The sequence below is a fragment of the Oceanicaulis sp. UBA6590 genome, from assembly GCF_002433705.1.
GTDB lineage: Bacteria > Pseudomonadota > Alphaproteobacteria > Caulobacterales > Maricaulaceae > Oceanicaulis.
In genome coordinates this window covers 12670-29834 of the sequence record NZ_DJIQ01000050.1, presented here as the reverse complement: position 1 = coordinate 29834, position 17165 = coordinate 12670, and the positions used below count along the sequence as shown (strand labels likewise).

11 protein-coding genes are annotated in these 17165 nt (G+C 62.8%); 4 read left to right on the top strand and 7 right to left on the bottom strand.

The genetic code is table 11. The features are described from left to right. Nucleotides 1-166: 166 nt before the first annotated feature. Nucleotides 167-2047: an acyltransferase family protein gene (locus tag B2Z70_RS10495; RefSeq protein ID WP_292983117.1), complete on the bottom strand. Its 1881-nt coding sequence runs from the start codon at nt 2045-2047 to the stop codon at nt 167-169. A 232-nt stretch (nt 2048-2279) separates the two neighbouring features. After that, entirely contained in the window at nt 2280-4718 is a 2439-nt protein-coding gene (locus B2Z70_RS10490; protein WP_292983115.1) for a DUF305 domain-containing protein, read from the bottom strand. 168 nt (nt 4719-4886) lie between these two features. Between B2Z70_RS10490 and B2Z70_RS10485 the strand changes: the two genes are divergently transcribed. After that, nucleotides 4887-5774 carry a dienelactone hydrolase family protein gene (locus B2Z70_RS10485; protein WP_292983113.1) on the top strand — a complete coding sequence of 296 codons (888 nt, stop codon included), beginning with the start codon at nt 4887-4889 and terminating at the stop codon, nt 5772-5774. Here the strand turns inward: B2Z70_RS10485 and mnmH are convergent. Next, the gene (mnmH, locus tag B2Z70_RS10480) at nt 5771-6832 is read right to left on the bottom strand and encodes a tRNA 2-selenouridine(34) synthase MnmH (RefSeq protein ID WP_009800721.1); all 1062 of its coding nucleotides are present in this window, start codon (nt 6830-6832) and stop codon (nt 5771-5773) included. The two genes, B2Z70_RS10485 and mnmH, sit on opposite strands and share 4 nt — an antisense overlap. 52 nt (nt 6833-6884) lie before the next feature. On the opposite strand from mnmH, the gene selD reads away from it, so the two are divergent. Both selD and B2Z70_RS10470 read left to right on the top strand, forming a co-directional pair. Next, complete coding sequence (gene selD / locus B2Z70_RS10475; protein ID WP_292983111.1) at nt 6885-7946, top strand: selenide, water dikinase SelD; 1062 nt, start codon at nt 6885-6887, stop codon at nt 7944-7946. 52 nt (nt 7947-7998) lie between these two features. Beyond that, nucleotides 7999-9318 (top strand): ABC1 kinase family protein, encoded by a 1320-nt coding sequence (locus B2Z70_RS10470; protein ID WP_292983110.1) that lies wholly within the window; start codon nt 7999-8001, stop codon nt 9316-9318. Nucleotides 9319-9362: 44 nt separating this feature from the next. On the opposite strand, the gene mltF is transcribed toward B2Z70_RS10470, so the two are convergent. From mltF to B2Z70_RS10455, 3 genes are all read right to left on the bottom strand, one after another. Next, the gene (gene mltF / locus B2Z70_RS10465) at nt 9363-10733 is read right to left on the bottom strand and encodes a membrane-bound lytic murein transglycosylase MltF (RefSeq protein WP_292983108.1); all 1371 of its coding nucleotides are present in this window, start codon (nt 10731-10733) and stop codon (nt 9363-9365) included. 192 nt (nt 10734-10925) lie between these two features. After that, nucleotides 10926-13115 carry a TonB-dependent receptor gene (locus B2Z70_RS10460; RefSeq protein WP_414690866.1) on the bottom strand — a complete coding sequence of 730 codons (2190 nt, stop codon included), beginning with the start codon at nt 13113-13115 and terminating at the stop codon, nt 10926-10928. Nucleotides 13116-13356: 241 nt separating this feature from the next. Further along, on the bottom strand, nt 13357-14136 hold the full coding sequence (locus tag B2Z70_RS10455; protein WP_292983104.1) for a DUF547 domain-containing protein: 780 nt from the start codon (nt 14134-14136) through the stop codon (nt 13357-13359). 117 nt (nt 14137-14253) lie between these two features. Here B2Z70_RS10455 and B2Z70_RS10450 point away from each other — a divergent pair, with 117 nt between their 5' ends. Then, nucleotides 14254-15117, top strand: a complete 864-nt coding sequence (locus tag B2Z70_RS10450) for an alpha/beta fold hydrolase (RefSeq protein WP_292983102.1) — start codon at nt 14254-14256, stop codon at nt 15115-15117. Nucleotides 15118-15169: 52 nt separating this feature from the next. On the opposite strand, the gene typA is transcribed toward B2Z70_RS10450, so the two are convergent. Beyond that, entirely contained in the window at nt 15170-16999 is a 1830-nt protein-coding gene (gene typA, locus B2Z70_RS10445; RefSeq protein WP_292983100.1) for a translational GTPase TypA, read from the bottom strand. Between the last annotated feature and the right edge of the window lie 166 nt (nt 17000-17165).

The window sequence follows — 17165 nt, the reverse complement described above, 5'->3', positions numbered from 1 at the left end:
GAATCCCATCGTCTCCGCCAGACCTTCTGGCCTTTTACGAGCAGCCTCTCGCGCCTTCCCGACATTGCCGTAGAAGAAAACGTCCAGCTACGTGATCTGTGTGTTTGCACCCTGGCCTCAGAACCGGTCAGTGAGTGACACGGTCCCGAGGCAGGAAGCTGCAAACTCACTCGTTCAGCAAGGGACGCACATCGTCCGCGATGGCCTCGCCCAGAAGTCGGGCGAATGGCAGCGAAAGGTGATGACGGTCCCAGGTGAAGGGTTGGCCGGCTGCGAAGAGCGGGCACTCCTCTCCCGTACAGAGCGCCTCTTTCTTGCTCACATAGATGATGCCGTAACGCTCAGCCAGAGCCCGGTTCTCGTCCTCATAAAGGAAACGGCTCTGTGTGTGCTCCTCCAACGCCGCCAGTCCATCTGGCGACATAAGCAGTTCGGGCATATTGGCGTTGTAATGGATGTAATTGCCAAACAGAAGGATTGGCGCATCGGTGTTTTCGGTGAGGAACTGAAGATAGGGTTCCAGTTCATCAGGGCCATACCAGGCGGCCAGGTAATTGATGACCACCATATCAACCTGTTCGAGATTGGAGGGATCAAACCGTTCACGGTTGATTGCTTCGCAATCGGTCAGATTGGGGTGCGTCGGCAGAACCAGAGCCCGAATATCGTCTGAGGGCGGACAGCCCGCCAGCGTGGACTGCATCAGATGTGCTTCGGGGAAGACGACATCCAGGGCATTCAGGGCATCCGGCGCATGACTATCTCCGACAATGAGGATGTTCTGCGCATCCGGGAGTGGATCGTTACACACATCCCATCCCACGCGGGAGCAGCGAGCGCCCAGTATATCAAAGCGCGCATTCCGACCTGCATCGATCTGTTCCTGCGTGTATTCAAAGGCTGTCTCTTCCCAGACCCGCACACGCCCGTCGAGCTTGAAGATGCTGGCGCTCGCTATCAGCAACAGCACGACGAAGACCCCGCACAGGGCGGCGAACCTCTTCAGCGGCGTCTTCTGGGGGTTCCTGAATGGAGTCTCCACCCAGCGATAGGACATGACCGCCAGCAGCACGGAGAGCATGAGCAGAGCCAGGGTCAGAGTCAGGCTGAGGGCGCCAAACTGGACACGCGCCAGGGCGAACAGCGGATAATGCCACAGATAGAGCGAGTATGAGATCAGGCCGCCCCAAACCATAAGCTTGCTGCTGAGAAAATCCGTCACAAGCTCGCCAGGTCTTGCAAAGCGCAAGATCAGCACAGTGCCTACCACCGGGATGAGCGTGTAATAGGACGGGTGCGGCACGCCGTGATGGAAGAGCACCATGGGCCCGATGATCAATCCCAATCCGAGCATGGGCATGGTGGACGTCAAGGCGGGATGCGATTTGCGCCCATAATCGATATCCAGCTTCGCCAGCAAGGCGCCGGCCATCAGCTCCCAGGCGCGCATCGGAATGAGATAAAAATTGGCCTCGGGGAAATGGTCCGCGCTGATCTGCGCCCACTGCAGGGAGGCCAGGAAAATCATGACCAGGATTGGCAGCAGGTAGTCCTTCCGGAACTTCACAACCAGCATCACGATAATCGGGAAGAAGATGTAGAATTGCTCTTCAACCGAAAGGGTCCAGGTATGAAGGAGCGGCTTCAGCCTCGAGGGTTCAGCTGTGTAGGCGTCCTGCAACCAGAACCAGATGTTTGACGTGAAGAACAGGCTCGAAACGACCGATCCCGCATATTCCATCAGGGCGCTCGGCCCCAGGATCAAGACTGCGCCCGCCGTCGTGACGATCAGCACAACGATCAGCGCTGGCAACAAACGCCGGGCTCGTCGCTCATAGAAGCGCGCGTAGCTGAATCCCTCTCCGTTTATTTCCTTGAGAATGATGGAGGTGATCAAGTAGCCAGAGATCACGAAGAAGATGTCCACGCCCAGAAAACCGCCTCGCAAGAGCTGGTGTCCGGAGATGAATATCTCGGCATGGTAGATCAGGACCGAAAGGACCGCGATCGTGCGCAGCCCGTCAATCTCCGGGCGGTATTTCAACATGGAATCAGTCTCCAAGGCGTAATGCGACTATCCAAGCGGAGCATTCAAAAGCAGGCATGCTAGCGCCTTGAATCGATACTGGATCGGTCGCTTCTAGCGGATCATCATCACACACTTCAACCGCCTGAAGTCTGGGCGATTAAGAGCGCGATCCGGAGGGGTCAGCGGCGCCCTAAAAAAAGAGCCGGGCCATTTGCGGCCCGGCTCCATCCGTTGAGTCCGGAAGAACGCTCTAGCGCAGCGACGCCGACACGCCTTCGATGACATCCTGCAGCGCGGACAGGCGACGCACAGACGCTTCCCCCTGCACAGACACGCCCGAAAGGTCGCGACGCAGCTGACGCAACTCGCGCGAGAGAGCGGCGTTGTCCTCGCCGGCATCCACCGCATCTGCGGCCTGACCAAGCGCGGCGTAAAGCGCTTCAGCCTGCTCCGCCGGCAGGGCCTCATCGCGCATCAGCTGATCCAGATACGCCAGACCGACCACAGGGTGCTCGGGCCAGCTCACCGGATATTGCTGCTGCGGATTGAAGGTCTGCCCCTGATCGGCCAGACGCGCCGCCGCGATTTCGTTCTCGCTCAGATAATCGCTGGGCATGAGCTCGAACACATCGAGCCCGCGCACGATCTCGGTGCCGTAAATCCGGCCGTCATACCAGTAGGTGGACCAGTACCCGCCCAGCACCATCACGTCGGGATCGATCGGACCGCGATCGAAATAGGCGATCTCGTAGGCGTTTGCGGGATCGGTGAAGTCCAGAATCGACAGTCCGCCCTGGTACCAGGCCTGAACGAAGACATCGCGGCCCGGCACCGGAATGATCGAGCCGTTATGGGCGACGCAGTTCTCTTCCTCGGACTGGGCGGAAGGCAGCTTGTAATAGCCCCCGAATTCCAGCTGGCCGTCATTGATCGTGTAGATCGCGTCTGCGCCCCAGTCGGCGGGATCCTGAGCCCGGCAGCGCGGACGGCCGCCGCCGCCCCATTCATCCGTGAACAGCACTTTCGTGCCGTCATTGCTGAACGTGGCGGAGTGCCAGTAGGCGAAGCCCTGATCGATCACGGCGTCAATGCGGCGCGGCGCGCGCGGATCGCTGATGTCGAGAATGATGCCATTGCCCGAGCATGCGCCTGCGGCGAGGTTCAGGGACGGGAAAACCGTGATGTCATGGCACTGGTCCGTGCGGCTGGTCCGCTGGGTGCCTTCGCCATGATCGCCGCCGCTCCACAGTCCGGCGATACGGCCCGTTTCATCATCGGCGAACACGCGCGGGCTGTCGACGATGCGCGACTGGGACGGATCGGAGAGCGGGATCTCGATGACATCAATGCTGAACAGCGCCGTGTCCTCATCTCCAGGCAGCCCTTCAACGCAACCCGCCAGCTCCTCTTCGGAGCGGATGGAGCTCGTGCCGGAATTGTAGACGACGATCCGCTCTTCATTGCTGGAGACGACCGAATGCGTGTGAGAGCCGCGGCAGGTCTGCACCTGGCCCACCTGGCGCGGGGCCAGAGGATTGCTGATGTCAAAGATCCGAAGGCCGCGGAAACGCTCCTCGCTCACTTCCTCGCTCACGCCCTGACGGCCGCAATCCACGCGGGCGCGCGTATCCTGCACGGACATCAGCAGGAGATCGCCCACAATGGAGACATCCCCCTGCCCCCCCGGACACACGACCGAGCTGATCAGCTCCGGCGACTCATCCCCGAGCCGGTAGAGGTTGAAGCCATGGTAATTGCCCACGGCGAGCAGATCGCCGGCAAACGCCATGTCCGTATTGGAAAAGCTCAGGAAGGGCGCACGTTGGCCGAACCGGCGCTCCACCTCTTCATCGGTGTCTTCCGGCTGGATTTCAGGCGGCAGTCCGGCCGGGTTCTCAGAATCAAAGAACCCTGTCGGCTTGGGCAGGCTGGCCAGAAGTTCGAGATTGGAAATGGCCTGCCCGGCATCCCGGAAGCCTGCTGCGAGTCCGTTCCGGGGATCCTCGGACAAGGAGGACAGGACCGTGTTCATCCGGCGGATTTCAGCAGCCTGCTCGCTGCGGACATCATTGACGAAATCATAGAGCACCGGGTCGTAGGCCGAACCACGCTGACGCAGGAGCGCATCGACCATGTCCACCGCGCCCTCATGATGGGCGATCATCAGTTCAAGGAACAGCGCGTCGAAGTCGCCGCCATTGGAGGCCGCCAGTTCCGCCATCTGCTCGGGCGTCGCCATGCCCTGCATGGTCGCATGCGCGCCATGATGGCCCTCATGCCCGCCTTCATGATCCATGGAATGGTCGGCGCTGGCCGGGTCCGGCGCATGCTGGCCCCGCTCGTTCAACCAGTTCTGCATGAAGGCGATCTCGTCAGCCTGGCTGGCGTTGATGCGCCCGGCGACCGCGACGATCTCCTCTGTGCTGGTCCGGTCTGACACCAGCTCCGCCATCTCCACGGCCTGGTAGTGATGCACAATCATGTCCTGCATGAAGCGGACATCGTCGACCGAGAAGCGGTTGGCTGCGATCTCGACCGCCTCTTCCGCGCTGATCGCACGCACATCCTCTCCCGGCGCACCCGGTTGAACGATCGGTGCGTTTTGCGCGGCTGCCGTCGCATTCACGGCCAGACCGGTCGCCAGCGCCAGCAGGGCGGAGTGCATCAGCAGTCTTGAGTTAATGGACATGGTTCTCTCCCCGTTTTGTTATCGCGTAGAGTACGTTGCGCACCGCAGAGAGCAAGTGAAGCCGACGTCATCTGACGCTTTCACGCCGCTGGCCGGATGAAACGGTTCAGCTTGCTGCCCGAAACTGACGCGCTAGCTTTGATGGTCGACATCACGGGGAGAGAATGGATGAAACGGTCGGATCCTCAGATCGCACCAGGCGCGTTCAAGCTCTACGACGCTTACGCCCATGGCGATCTATCGCGACGTGACTTCCTGGAGGGGTTGAGGACTTACGCCATAGGCGGGCTGACCGTCAGCGCGCTGGAGGGCGCGCTCCTGCCCGATTACGCCAACGCCCAACAGACTGAAACGGGCGATCCGCGCCTGATCGAGGCGGACTTGCTCTACGCCTCGCCGGAGGGCGCGGGCGAGATGAGCGGCTATCTGGTCCGCCCGGCGGGCGAAACAGCTCCTCGCGGCGGCGTCCTGGTCATTCATGAAAATCGCGGCCTGAATCCGCATATCCGCGATGTCGTCCGACGCGCGGCGCTGGCGGGATATGTCGCTTTCGCACCCGACGCCTTGCATCCGCTGGGCGGTTATCCCGGCACGGATGATGAGGGCCGCACCCTTCAGCGCCAGCGCGACAGGGGTGAAATGCTGGAGGACTTCATCGCCGCAGCGCAGGTCCTGCGGGACCATCCCGCCTGTACAGGTCGCGTGGCCGCCGTGGGCTTCTGTTATGGCGGCGCAGTCGCGAATGAACTTGCGGTGCGCCTCGACTGGCTGGCCGGGGCAGTGCCCTATTACGGCGGCTGGCCCGATCCGGCGGACGCGCAAGCGGTTCGCGCGCCGCTCCAGATCCATCTCGCGGAACTGGATGATCGGGTCAATGCCGGGTGGCCTGACTGGCGTGATGCGCTCGATGAGGCCGGCGCGCCCTATGAGCTCTTCATGTATGAAGGCGCCCAGCACGGCTTCCACAATGACACCACGGCGCGCTTCGACCCGGAACAGGCCGCCCTCGCCTGGTCGCGCACCCTCGCCTTCTTCGACCGGGTCCTCTCGGCCTAGGGCGCGTCGGTGAGCGACAGGATCCTGTCGGCGAGGTCATCCAGCGCCCCGGCGTCCAGCCGCTCTGTCTGCAGAGTTGCGACGCTCTGTTTCATGCGCTTGAGGCGGGAGCGGTCATAGGCGGGGTCATAATGAGCCTGCATGAGATCCATGGCCAGGGTTTCAGGGCGCCCCTCTTGCGCCAGCTCGCGCCAGTGCGCGATACGGTCGCGCGGATGAAACGGGCTGATAAGGTCCAGCGCCTCGGAAGCGCGCTCAGGATCCTCAACGATATCAGCGTAAGTCTTCGCCAGAAAACGAGCCCGTTCCTCAAGAGGCGCGACAATCTCGAGGCGCGGCGATCGTTTCATGCGCGTCCAGAGGGTCGCGGGAAGCCGGATTGCTCCGATACGGGCGGATTCCGCTTCGACATAGACCGGACGCGCTGGATCCAGGCGTTCGACCTCCCGCCAGAGGTCCGTCTCGAAAGCCTTCTGACTGGGTTGTGGAGCATCCCGGAAGCCCCCAAAAGCCGAGCCGCGATGCCGGGCCAGCCCTTCGAGGTCGAGTATCTGCGCCCCCTTCTCGCGCAACACCTGAAGCAGCGCTGTCTTCGCGCTCCCTGTCTGACCGTCGATAAGCATCAGGTCGAGCGCGGGACAAGCTGCATCAAGGCCGGCGATGACTGCGCGTCGCCAGGTCTGGTATCCGCCTTCCAGCACGGCGACTGGCCAGCCCACAGCCGCCAGGATCGTCGCCATGGAGTTCGAGCGCATTCCCCCGCGCCAGCAATAGACCAGTGGTCGAAAGCGTTTGGGTTTGTCTGCAAGGGCGGTCTGCAAGTGATGAGCCGCATTCCGCGCCACCAGCGCCGCGCCGGCGCGGCGCGCCTCGAACGCCGAGACCTGCACATAGGTCGTGCCGATCTCGGCCCGTTCACGATCGTCCAGCACGGGAAGGTTCACAGCGCCCGGCAGGTGATCCAGCGCGAATTCGGACGGGGAGCGCACATCAATGATCATGTCATGGCGCTGAAGCCGCGCTGCACTGACATCGGCCAGGGTCTCGTAACGTATCATGCGCGCCTTATAGTGCCGTTTAAGCCAGAATCGAACCTAACGGATGCGACCCATGTCTGACGCCTCTTCCGCTCCTGCGCCATCCCTGACCAGTCTCGCGCGCGGCGGCGGCTGCGGTTGCAAGCTCGACCCGGCCTTTCTCGACCGCATCCTGGCGGACAGCCCGCCGCTGCCGCTCAATCCCGCCTTGCTTGTGGACGCCGCCACGCGGGATGATGCGGCGGTCTACCGGGTCAATGACGAAACCGCGCTCGTCGCCACGACGGACTTCTTTGCGCCGGTTGTGGATGACCCTTTCGACTTCGGTCGCATCGCCGCGACCAACGCCCTGTCCGACATCTACGCGATGGGCGCCAAGCCCATTTTCTGCCTGGCGGTGCTGGGCATGCCGATCAACGTGCTGTCGCCCGAAACCATCCGTCTGATTCTGGACGGCGGTCGCACCGTGGCCGAAAGCGTCGGCGCGCCGGTGGCGGGCGGACACTCCATTGACGCCGCAGAGCCCTTTTATGGCCTTGTGGCATTGGGTCTGGCCCATCCCGACCGGATTCTCACCAATGCCGGCGCTCAACCCGGCGACGTTCTGATCCTGGGCAAGTCCCTTGGGATCGGCGTATTTAGCGCCGCCCAGAAGCGCGGCCTGCTGGATGCGTCTGATTACGAGGCGATGATCGCCTCCACGACGCGGCTCAACACGCCCGGCGCGGATCTCGCCGAGCTCGACGGCGTTCATGCAATCACCGATGTCACAGGCTTCGGTCTGCTCGGACATTTGTCGGAAATGTGCCGCGGCTCGCGCGTTTCGGCGAAGGTGGATCGCACGGCGCTGCCCGTTTTCGACGGGGCCCGCCGCCTCCTGGCCGAGGGCGTGCGAACCGGCGCCTCCGGGCGCAACTGGAGCGCCGTTCAACCTCATGTGCACTGTCCTGAGAACTGGACGGACGCAGATCGCGACATGCTCTGCGACCCGCAGACCAGCGGCGGTCTGCTGGTGGCCTGCACGCCAGACGCCGCCCCAACAGTCCTGGAGACCTTCCGCCGACATGGCCATGACGCGGCGGCACAGATCGGACAGGTCCAGGCGGGCGATCCCGTTATCAGGTTCAGCGCCTGACCGGGACTTGAGCGCGCCATGATCTAGCTTCCTCCTCCAAAGAGGATGAAGCATGACTGACAGACGCGACAATCGGGGCAGAGCCGTGCCAAGGGGGCGGCTCAGCCGGCTGGGCCGGTTCGGACGACTGGCGGCCGGGACCGCGAGCGAAGCCCTCGGCAATTCGATTCAGGCCCTGGCGCGCGGCGAAACCCTTGACCCTTCCCGCCTCATCCTGACCCCGTCGAACGCGCGACGCATGGCGGATGAGCTGGCGCATCTGCGCGGCGCCGCCATGAAGATGGGCCAGATGCTGTCCATGGATGCCGGCGATCTGCTCCCGCGCGAATTGACCGAAGTCCTGGCGCGATTGCGGGACAGCGCCCAGCCCATGCCGCCCCATCAGCTCAAGCGCGTTCTGACCCGCAATTGGGGCCCCGACTGGCTGAGCCGGTTTGAGCGCTTCGACTCTCGCCCCATGGCGGCCGCCTCGATCGGTCAGGTCCACCGCGCCCGCACCAGAAACGAACAGGAACTGGCGATCAAGGTTCAGTATCCGGGCGTGCGCAACAGCATAGACAGCGATGTGGACAATCTCGCGAGCCTGATTGCGCTGTCCGGCCTGGCGCCGCGCGGGCTCGACCTCCAGCCCATGCTGGATGAAGTGAAGCGCCAGCTGCGCGATGAGGCCGACTTCACGCGCGAGGGGCGGATGATGACCCGCTACGCCGAATGGCTCGCGGATTCGGACGCGTTCGTCATGCCGGTTCTGGACGAGGACCTGACCACAACAGATGTGCTGGCCATGACGTATGTGGCTGGCGCGCCGATTGAAACCGCCGCTGACGCCGCCCCGGACATCCGCAACCGGATAATCGCGGACCTTGCCGAACTGGTCTTGCGGGAAGTCTTCGAGTTCGGCGCGATCCAGAGCGATCCCAACTTCGCCAATTATCGGTATCAACACGAGACGGGCCGGATCGGCCTTCTGGATTTCGGGGCGGTTCAGGACATCCCCGATACGGTTCGTCAGGCTGGGCGGCGACTGCTGATCGCAGGGCTTGAGGCGGATGCTGCGGAGCGTGAACGGGCCCTGACCGATCTTGGCTACCTGTCAGAGACGACGCCCCCGGATCAACGCGCCCTGCTGCTGGAGATGACGGATCTGGCCCTCGCGCCACTGTTCAGAAGCGAGGCTTTTGACTTTGACGCCTCCGCGCTGGTCACGCCCTTGCGCGAAGGCGGCTTCAGGTTGCGCGCGCTAGGCTATGCGCGCACGCCACACCCCATGGCCGTGTTCATTCAGCGCAAGGTCGCCGGCCTGTATCTGCTGGGCGCCAGACTTGGCGCGCGTCTTCATATCCGCCCCTTGCTGGAGCGGCGTCTCACCTGACCCTGCCCGGTCTTCAATCGTCCCGGTTCAAGGTCGGGGCGGCGTCACGCTTCCAGATGCAGGTCCAGCAAGATGCGATAGCGCCTGATATTGGAGACATAGCGCACCGGCTCATGACCGCGGGCATACCCGCGCGGCAAGGTGCGATAATGTTCAGGATCCGACAGAAGCGGCAGGACCTTGCGCACATCCCCCCAGCGACCCTTCTCCAGCGACTGACGCTCAGCCAGCCGGCGGGCGTCATACAGATGCCCCATGCCGATATTATAGGCGGAAAGCGCAAGAAAGAGCCGGTCGCGGCCCTGCACGTCTTCAGGCAGACGATCCATCAGATCGCGCAGATAGCGCGCCCCGCCAGCGATGGATTGCGCCGGATCGGTCCGGTCCTCAACGCCCAGCTCATTGGCGGTCGGCAGGGTCAGCATCATGATGCCTCTGACCCCGGTGGCGCTGACGGCGTCCTCATCCCAATGGGATTCCTGATAGGCCTGCGCAGCCAGCCAACGCCAGTCGATGCCGGTCTCCGCCGCAGCCGCCTCGAAATGCGGTCTCAGAGCGGGCAGTCGTTCCTCCAGACGGCGGATGAAACGCGCCGTGTCGACATAGTCAAACTGACGGGTCGCGCCATACCAGCGCTGGTCCAGCCGCTCCAGAAGGCCGGTTTCATGCAGGCGTTCGGACCAGGCATCCAGGGCCTCGCCCAGCTGGGTTTCGGTGGGAAGAACAAGCGCCAGCGAGCGCTCTTCGCTCAGATCAAGCGGCGTCAGAAGTTCGGGAAACCGCAGGCGGGCATGCGCGACGAGCGTTGAATCCGCCACCGTGCAGTCCAGCGTCTCGGCCTGCACCGCTTCCAGCAGCGGCATGGCGGAGGGCGCATCCACAGTGCGCCATTCAAGCTCGGGATGGTCCGTGCGAAGCGCCTGCAGGGTTTCGACATAGCTCGACCCCTGAACCACCGCGATATCGACGCCGGACAGATCCTCGAGCGCTTCGATGCGTGGACCGCCGCGTCGGCAGACAAGCTGTTCGGTCACCGTCTTGTAGGCCGGACCGAAGGTTACATGCGCTGCGCGCGCCTCGGTCATGGTCACCCCGCCGGCAGCCAGATGGCCCCGGCCTGCCGCGATGTTCGTGAGCAATTGCCGCAGATCGCGTTGCGGCTCGTACCGGACGCTCACGCCCAGTTCCTGGGCGAGATCCTTCACCAGAGCGACTTCATAGCCTTCCGGCTCGCCATCCTCGTCCAGATGATAGGTAGTGGGGCTTTCCAGCGTCAGGACAATCAATTCACCGCGTTCGACGATCTGATCAACTGTCTCGAAGCCCGCCGGTTCAGGCGAGCTGCAGGCGACAAGAGCGGTCAGCGACGCCAGTGCGCCGCCACTCCATCGCGCGGATGTGCTCCACAACCCCATGGATATAAACCTAGGGGCTTTGACGCTCGACGCCAAATCCGAACCGGAGCAGCGCTGTCTCACGGTTCAATGAAGAACCGCTTACGCACTGTCTTAAATGCGCTTTTCGCCTTCATGCCGACAAGCCGCTCACCAAAGGAAAACGGCGCCAGGAAAACCCTGACGCCGTTCAAGCCGGGTCGTCCGGTCAGTCTAGTTCAGGCTGGTGCGCAGGCTGACGCCCCAGATGCGGGGTTCGTTGACGAAACCCGTATTGTTGTTGAAGTCGATGCCGCCAACGAGATTTTCTTCATCGGTGAGATTGCGCACGAACACTGCGGCTTCCCAGTCCCGGCCATTGGCGTTGCCGGCATAGCCCAAACGCAGCCCGCCCTCGAAATTACCGTCCGAATAGAATTCCTCGGACTCATAGATGAACAGGTTCGTCCGGCCCTGCCAGAACCAGTCTGTGTAGACAAACCACTCCCCGCCCCATTGCGACGGCACGCCGTAACGCGCGGTCAGGCTCAGGATGTAATCGGGCGCTTGCGGGAAGGGATTGCCGTCAACTTCAACAAAACCGTCATTGTCCGCATCCGGGTCGGTAGGCGTGCACTGGCCGGAGCCGCACGGCGCCACTTCCAGCGCAGAATCCTGCAATTCCGTTTCATTCCAGCTGAAACCGGCTGTCACCAGCAGGTTCTCGCCGATGAGGAATTCTGAATCCACTTCCAGCCCGTAGCCCACGCCTTCATCGGCGTTCACCAGCTGCACGAGGTTGCCGGAGCCCCCAACAGCTGACAGCTGCAGATCTGAAACCGTGTAATAGAACGCCGTTGCGTTCACGCGCGCCCGCCCATCAGCGAACTCGGACTTGAAACCGCTTTCATAGGAGATCGAGGTTTCGCTCTGAGCGACCGACGGCTGGGAGAAAAACGCCACGTCCCGCGCCTGAATGGTCGGGCCGCGGAAGCCCCGGGCCACCCGGCCAAAGACGGCGAAATCCTCATTGACGTCGTAGAAAGCCGACAGATCCCAGCTGACCTCTTCATCGGAGACGTTCACCGGCGCAACCGGAAAGGCGGCGAGCGGCACGGTCAGGTCTTTCTCGTCGCTGGTGTAGCGCAGACCGCCTGACAGGCGCAGCTGGTCATTGAGCTGGTGGCTGACCTGGCCGAACAGCGCCCAGAGCTGGTTCTCATGGGTCACCGTGGTGGTCGGCGGAAAGCCGATCGGCGAAGACGTGGTCACTGAAAACTCGGAGTCGAACCAGTACGCCCCGACCTGCCAGCTCGTTGCGCCGTCCGTATCCGAAGCCAGACGGATTTCCTGCGAGACCTGCTGGAGGTCATCCAGCGCATCCTGGGTTTCGGACTGGAAGGGAATGAAACCCGGGCCAGCGGGATTGCCGCCATCGATATCGCCCAGAGAGAAGCCGTCGGCGTACTCGTATCCGGTGATCGAGGTAAGGGTCAGGCCATCCAGATAGCCGTTCAGGGTCAGGCTCGCGCCATGCCCTTCATATTCCTGCGGATTGTTGGCCGGGGAATCAAAGAAGACGGCATCCCGATCAAAATTGCCGTTCAGCGCGTTGGAGCCCGTGCTCAGGATGTTGGCCCGGAACACTGCAGACGTGCCCTCGAAGTCCCGCGCATGCATATTCAGCAGAGCGTCGAATTGATCATTGGGCGTGTACAGAAGCTGCAGGCGGACCGCCTGTTCGTCAAATCCGCCCAGAGCATCCTGCTGACCGGAAAAGTCATTATCGATCCAGTCATCGCGATGCTGGCGCAGAATGGACAGACGCGCGCTCAGCGTCTCATCGACCAGCGCGCCGCCGATTGCGCCTTCCACATTCACCGTGCCCAGGGAGCCTGCGGTCAGGCTGATGAATCCATCCGTCTCTTGCGTGGGGCGCACGGAGTCAAAGCGGACAAGCCCCGCAGTGGTGTTTCGGCCAAACAGCGTGCCCTGGGGTCCACGGGCGATCTCGACCTGATCGATATCGAACAGGGGGAAGCTTTTCAGAATGACGTTTTCCTGGACCACGCCATCCATGAGGATGGAGACCGGCTGGGAGGCGGCGAGATCGAAATCGGTATTGCCCAGACCGCGGATGTAAAAGCGCGGGGCGATTCGGCCATTGGAGCTTTCCGCGTAGACGCTGGGCGCGCGCGCGGCCAGTTGCAGGATGTCCCCGCCCGCCTCGGTAATGGCCTCAAGGGTCGGCTTCTGCACCGTGGTGACGGAGGCGGCGACATCCTGAACATTCTCGGCCCGGCGCGTCGCCGTCACGATGATGGTGTCCAAACGCTCTGGCGTGGTTTCGACGTCATTGGCCAACGCTGCGAAGGGCGCGGCCGCACTCAGGGCCAGGGCGCACACCGAGCCGGCGGCGAGCATGGAGAGGCGGGATTTGAACTGGGGCACGAGTTCGACTCCGTGAGAGCGCCTGAGAATCAGGACGCGAGAGGTGGAGGTCCATCGCTCCGGCATGCCGGAGCGGGCTCGTTCCGAGCGTGTTACGGATTTTTATCAGCAGCAAAAGGGAAATATGACACTTCAAGGCTTCAAGAAGCGTCGAGTGTGCACTTGCAGCAACACACGCGCAGATAATCCGTGAACAGAGCTTTCCGCTCCGATCTCATCGCCCGGCCTCCAGGTCATTCAAGGACCAGTCGTATTCATATGCGTGTATGGTTTGTTGCGCCCTTATCAGGGATTCCAGGTCGGGATCGGCGTACTCCAGCAAATGCGCGATGACACCGGCGTCCGCCCCTCCGAAATCCTCTTTGAACCAGTCATAGATTCGGGAGGCCACCAGGCCGTCCCCTGTCACCCGCACGCCCCGCGGATGATTGATATAGGCGCGCGCCGCAGTCTCCAGATCCATGCTCAGCGTGTCGCCGCGCCAGGCGGTCGGCTTGAGGTTCGGACACCCGATCGAGGCGCAATTGACCGCGTAATGCACCAGAGGCGCCTCGAAGCGTTCTCGCAGAATGCCGTGCTCCATGTCATCCAGGGACAAAGCCTGTCCCTCCACCTCGACCCGGTTCACCCCCCAGGGGCCAATGGACCAGGGACGGGGACGAATTTGGCGGATCGATCTTTCGGGCGCTTCATCGACGATCAGGCGCACCGTCACGGCGTTGTAAAGATTGGCCCAGAAAGCGAACGCGTCATCGGGCTCGAGGGTGCTGACGGGGAAGCGCTCCAGCGACCCGATATAGGCGTTCAGGGCCTCTCGATCGGCGTCATTGGCGCGGAGTCCCCGATAATCAAACCGATTGATCCCGTCCGCGCCCTCCACGAGATAGGCGCGCAGAAGACTGTCCCAGGGCTGGTGGATATCGGACTGAGCCTGTGAAGATGCGGGCAGAACAAGGCTGCACGCCAGTAACCACGTCGCGATGAATGCTTTCATGTCACGCTCCCGATCTCGGAAGGGTAGACTAGCGCGCCTGCCCCCCAAGACCAGTCACGCCCCGGTGAGAATCGGGCATGGTCAAACGCTTGTGATCATCAGACCGGAAGCCCGCCCATGATCGACCCTGTTCGTATCCAGCACTCGCTTGAAGACGGAGTCATGGCGGGCTGGCGCTGGGCCAATCCGGGTGCGCCCCTTCTCGTGTTCGCACACGCCAACGGCTTTAACGGCGGGGTCTACAGACAGGTGCTGCAGCCCTTGTCAGAGCATTTCGAGATACTGGCGCCCGACCTGCGCGGCCATGGCCGCACCACCCTGCCCGCTCATCCCGCCAGCCATCACAGCTGGAACGTCTATGCCCGAGACCTGCTGGCGTTCTATGCGCAACTCGACCGCACGCCCGCACTGCTGGCCGGTCACTCCATGGGCGCGTCGAGCACACTGCTGGCTGCAGCGCAGATGACAGACGCCCCGCCCCTTGCCCTTGTCGAACCGGTCGTTCTGCCGTCCTCGCTCTATCTTATGGCGCGCTCTCCGCTCTGGCGCTTCATGAAGGGCACGGTCAAGCAGGGCCAGATGGCGCGCAAACGCTCGAACGGCTGGCCGGATGCAGACAGCGTCATCAAGCGCTATCGCACCCGCCCCACTTTCGCCCGGTGGGCGGACGGCGTGCTGGAAGACTATCTCGAGGACGGGCTGACGCTCGATGTGAACGGCGTGCGCCTGTCTTGTGATCCGGAATGGGAGGCGGCCAATTTCGAGGGTCAGGCGCATGACCTGCTCAAGGCCGCGCATCGCGTCGACGGCCAGATCCAGGTGCTCAAGGCCAGCAAGGCCTCGACGGTCATCAATGCGCGTGGCCTTGAACGTCGCGGCGCCCGGATCGAGACCATCGAGGGCGGCCATCTCGCCCCGATGGAGCAGCCGCAAGCCGTGTCCGACTGGCTCAGGCAGGCCGCAGATAGGGCGGGCGTCTGATTCAAAAAGGCCGGGCGTTCGCCCGGCCTTTTCTCGTCTCTGCTCGGAAAGCCTACTTGCCTTTTTCGCGGCTGGCTTTCTTGCGCTCGTGCTCAAGCAGGAAGCGCTTGCGGATGCGGATGCTTTCCGGGGTCACTTCGACCAGCTCGTCGTCATTGATGAATTCAAGCGCGTATTCGAGCGTCACGCGGACCGGCGGGGTCAGGACCACCGCTTCGTCCGTGCCCGAGGCGCGCATGTTCGTCAGCTTCTTGCCCTTGAGCGGGTTGACGATCATGTCCTCTTCGCGGGCGTTCAGGCCCACGACCATGCCTTCATAGACCTCGACGCCATGGCCGATGAACAGCTTGCCGCGCTCCTGGATGTTCCACAGGGCGAAGGCCAGAGCCTTGCCGGTCTCCATGGAGATGATCGCGCCCTTGGGACGCTGACCCACCTCGCCGGCAGACCGCGGCGCGTAGTGGTCGAAGGTGTGGAACATCAGGCCCGAGCCCTGTGTCAGGGTCAGGAATTCCGACCGGAAGCCGATCAGGCCGCGGGTCGGCGCCATGTATTCAAGACGCACCCGGCCATTGCCGTCGGGCTCCATGTTCTTGAGTTCGGCCTTGCGAGACCCCAGGCGCTCCATGACGCCGCCCTGATGCTCTTCCTCGACGTCGATGGTGAGCGTCTCGAACGGCTCGCACATCACGCCGTCGACTTCCTTGTAGATCACCTGCGGGCGCCCCACAGCGAGCTCGAAGCCTTCACGACGCATGGTTTCGATCAGCACCGACAGGTGCAGTTCGCCCCGGCCGGAGACGAGGAATTTATCCGCATTGTCCTGCTGCTCGACGCGCAGGGCCACGTTGTGGATCAGCTCGCGATCAAGGCGCTCCTTGATCTGGCGCGAGGTGACGAACTTGCCTTCGCGACCGGCGAACGGGGAATCGTTCACCTGGAAGATCATCGAGATGGTCGGCTCGTCCACCGTCAGCGGCGGCAGGGCTTCCACGTGTTCGGGATCGCATAGCGTGTCGGAGATGTTCAGCGGATCGATGCCGTTGAAGGTGATGATGTCGCCAGCGGAGGCGGAGTCACGCTCGACCTTGTCCAGGCCATGGAAGCCGAACACCTGCAGCACCTTGGCGCGACGCTCGACGCCGTCGGCGCCCACCACCACGACCTGCTGGTTCTTGCTCAGCTTGCCGCGACGAATGCGGCCAAGACCGATCACGCCGGTATAGCTGGAATAGTCCAGCGCCGAGACCTGCAGCTGAAGCGGAGCGTCCTGGTCCACCTGCGGATGGTCAACCCGGTCCACGATGGCCTGGAACAGCGGGTTCAGATCGCCGCCGCGCTGATCCACATCCAGCGTCGCCCAGCCTTCCAGCGCGGACGCATAGACGACGGGGAAGTCCATCTGCTCATCCGTAGCGCCCAGACGGTCAAACAGGTCAAAGGTCTGATCGACGACCCAGTCCGGACGCGCGCCCGGACGGTCGACCTTGTTGATCACCACGATGGGCTTGAGGCCCAGCGCCAGCGCCTTCTTGGTCACGAAGGTGGTTTGCGGCATCGGGCCGTCCACGGCGTCCACGAGCAGCAGCACCGAGTCCACCATGGACAGCACGCGCTCCACCTCGCCGCCGAAATCGGCGTGGCCGGGCGTGTCCACGATGTTGATCGCATAGTCGTTCCAGGTCACCGCCGTGTTCTTGGCGAGAATGGTGATGCCGCGTTCTTTCTCCAGGTCATTGGAGTCCATGACGCGTTCGACAGCCGCAGCGCGTTCGTCGAACGTGCCCGATTGCCGGAGAAGCTTGTCCACCAGGGTGGTCTTGCCATGGTCGACGTGCGCCACGATGGCGATATTGCGAATGCGCTCGACGGGAGCGGTCATGGGGAGGTCCTTGTCTCGCAGATCTGTCTCTTCGCAGGTGCGAAGCCTGCGGTCTTTGGCGCTCTCATACAGGGCGAAATTGAATTCGGCTAGCACTGGTCGCCGCTCGTCTGGCGGTCTAGCTTGCCGTTCAAATCATCACCATGACAAAATCGGGCCGAATAAC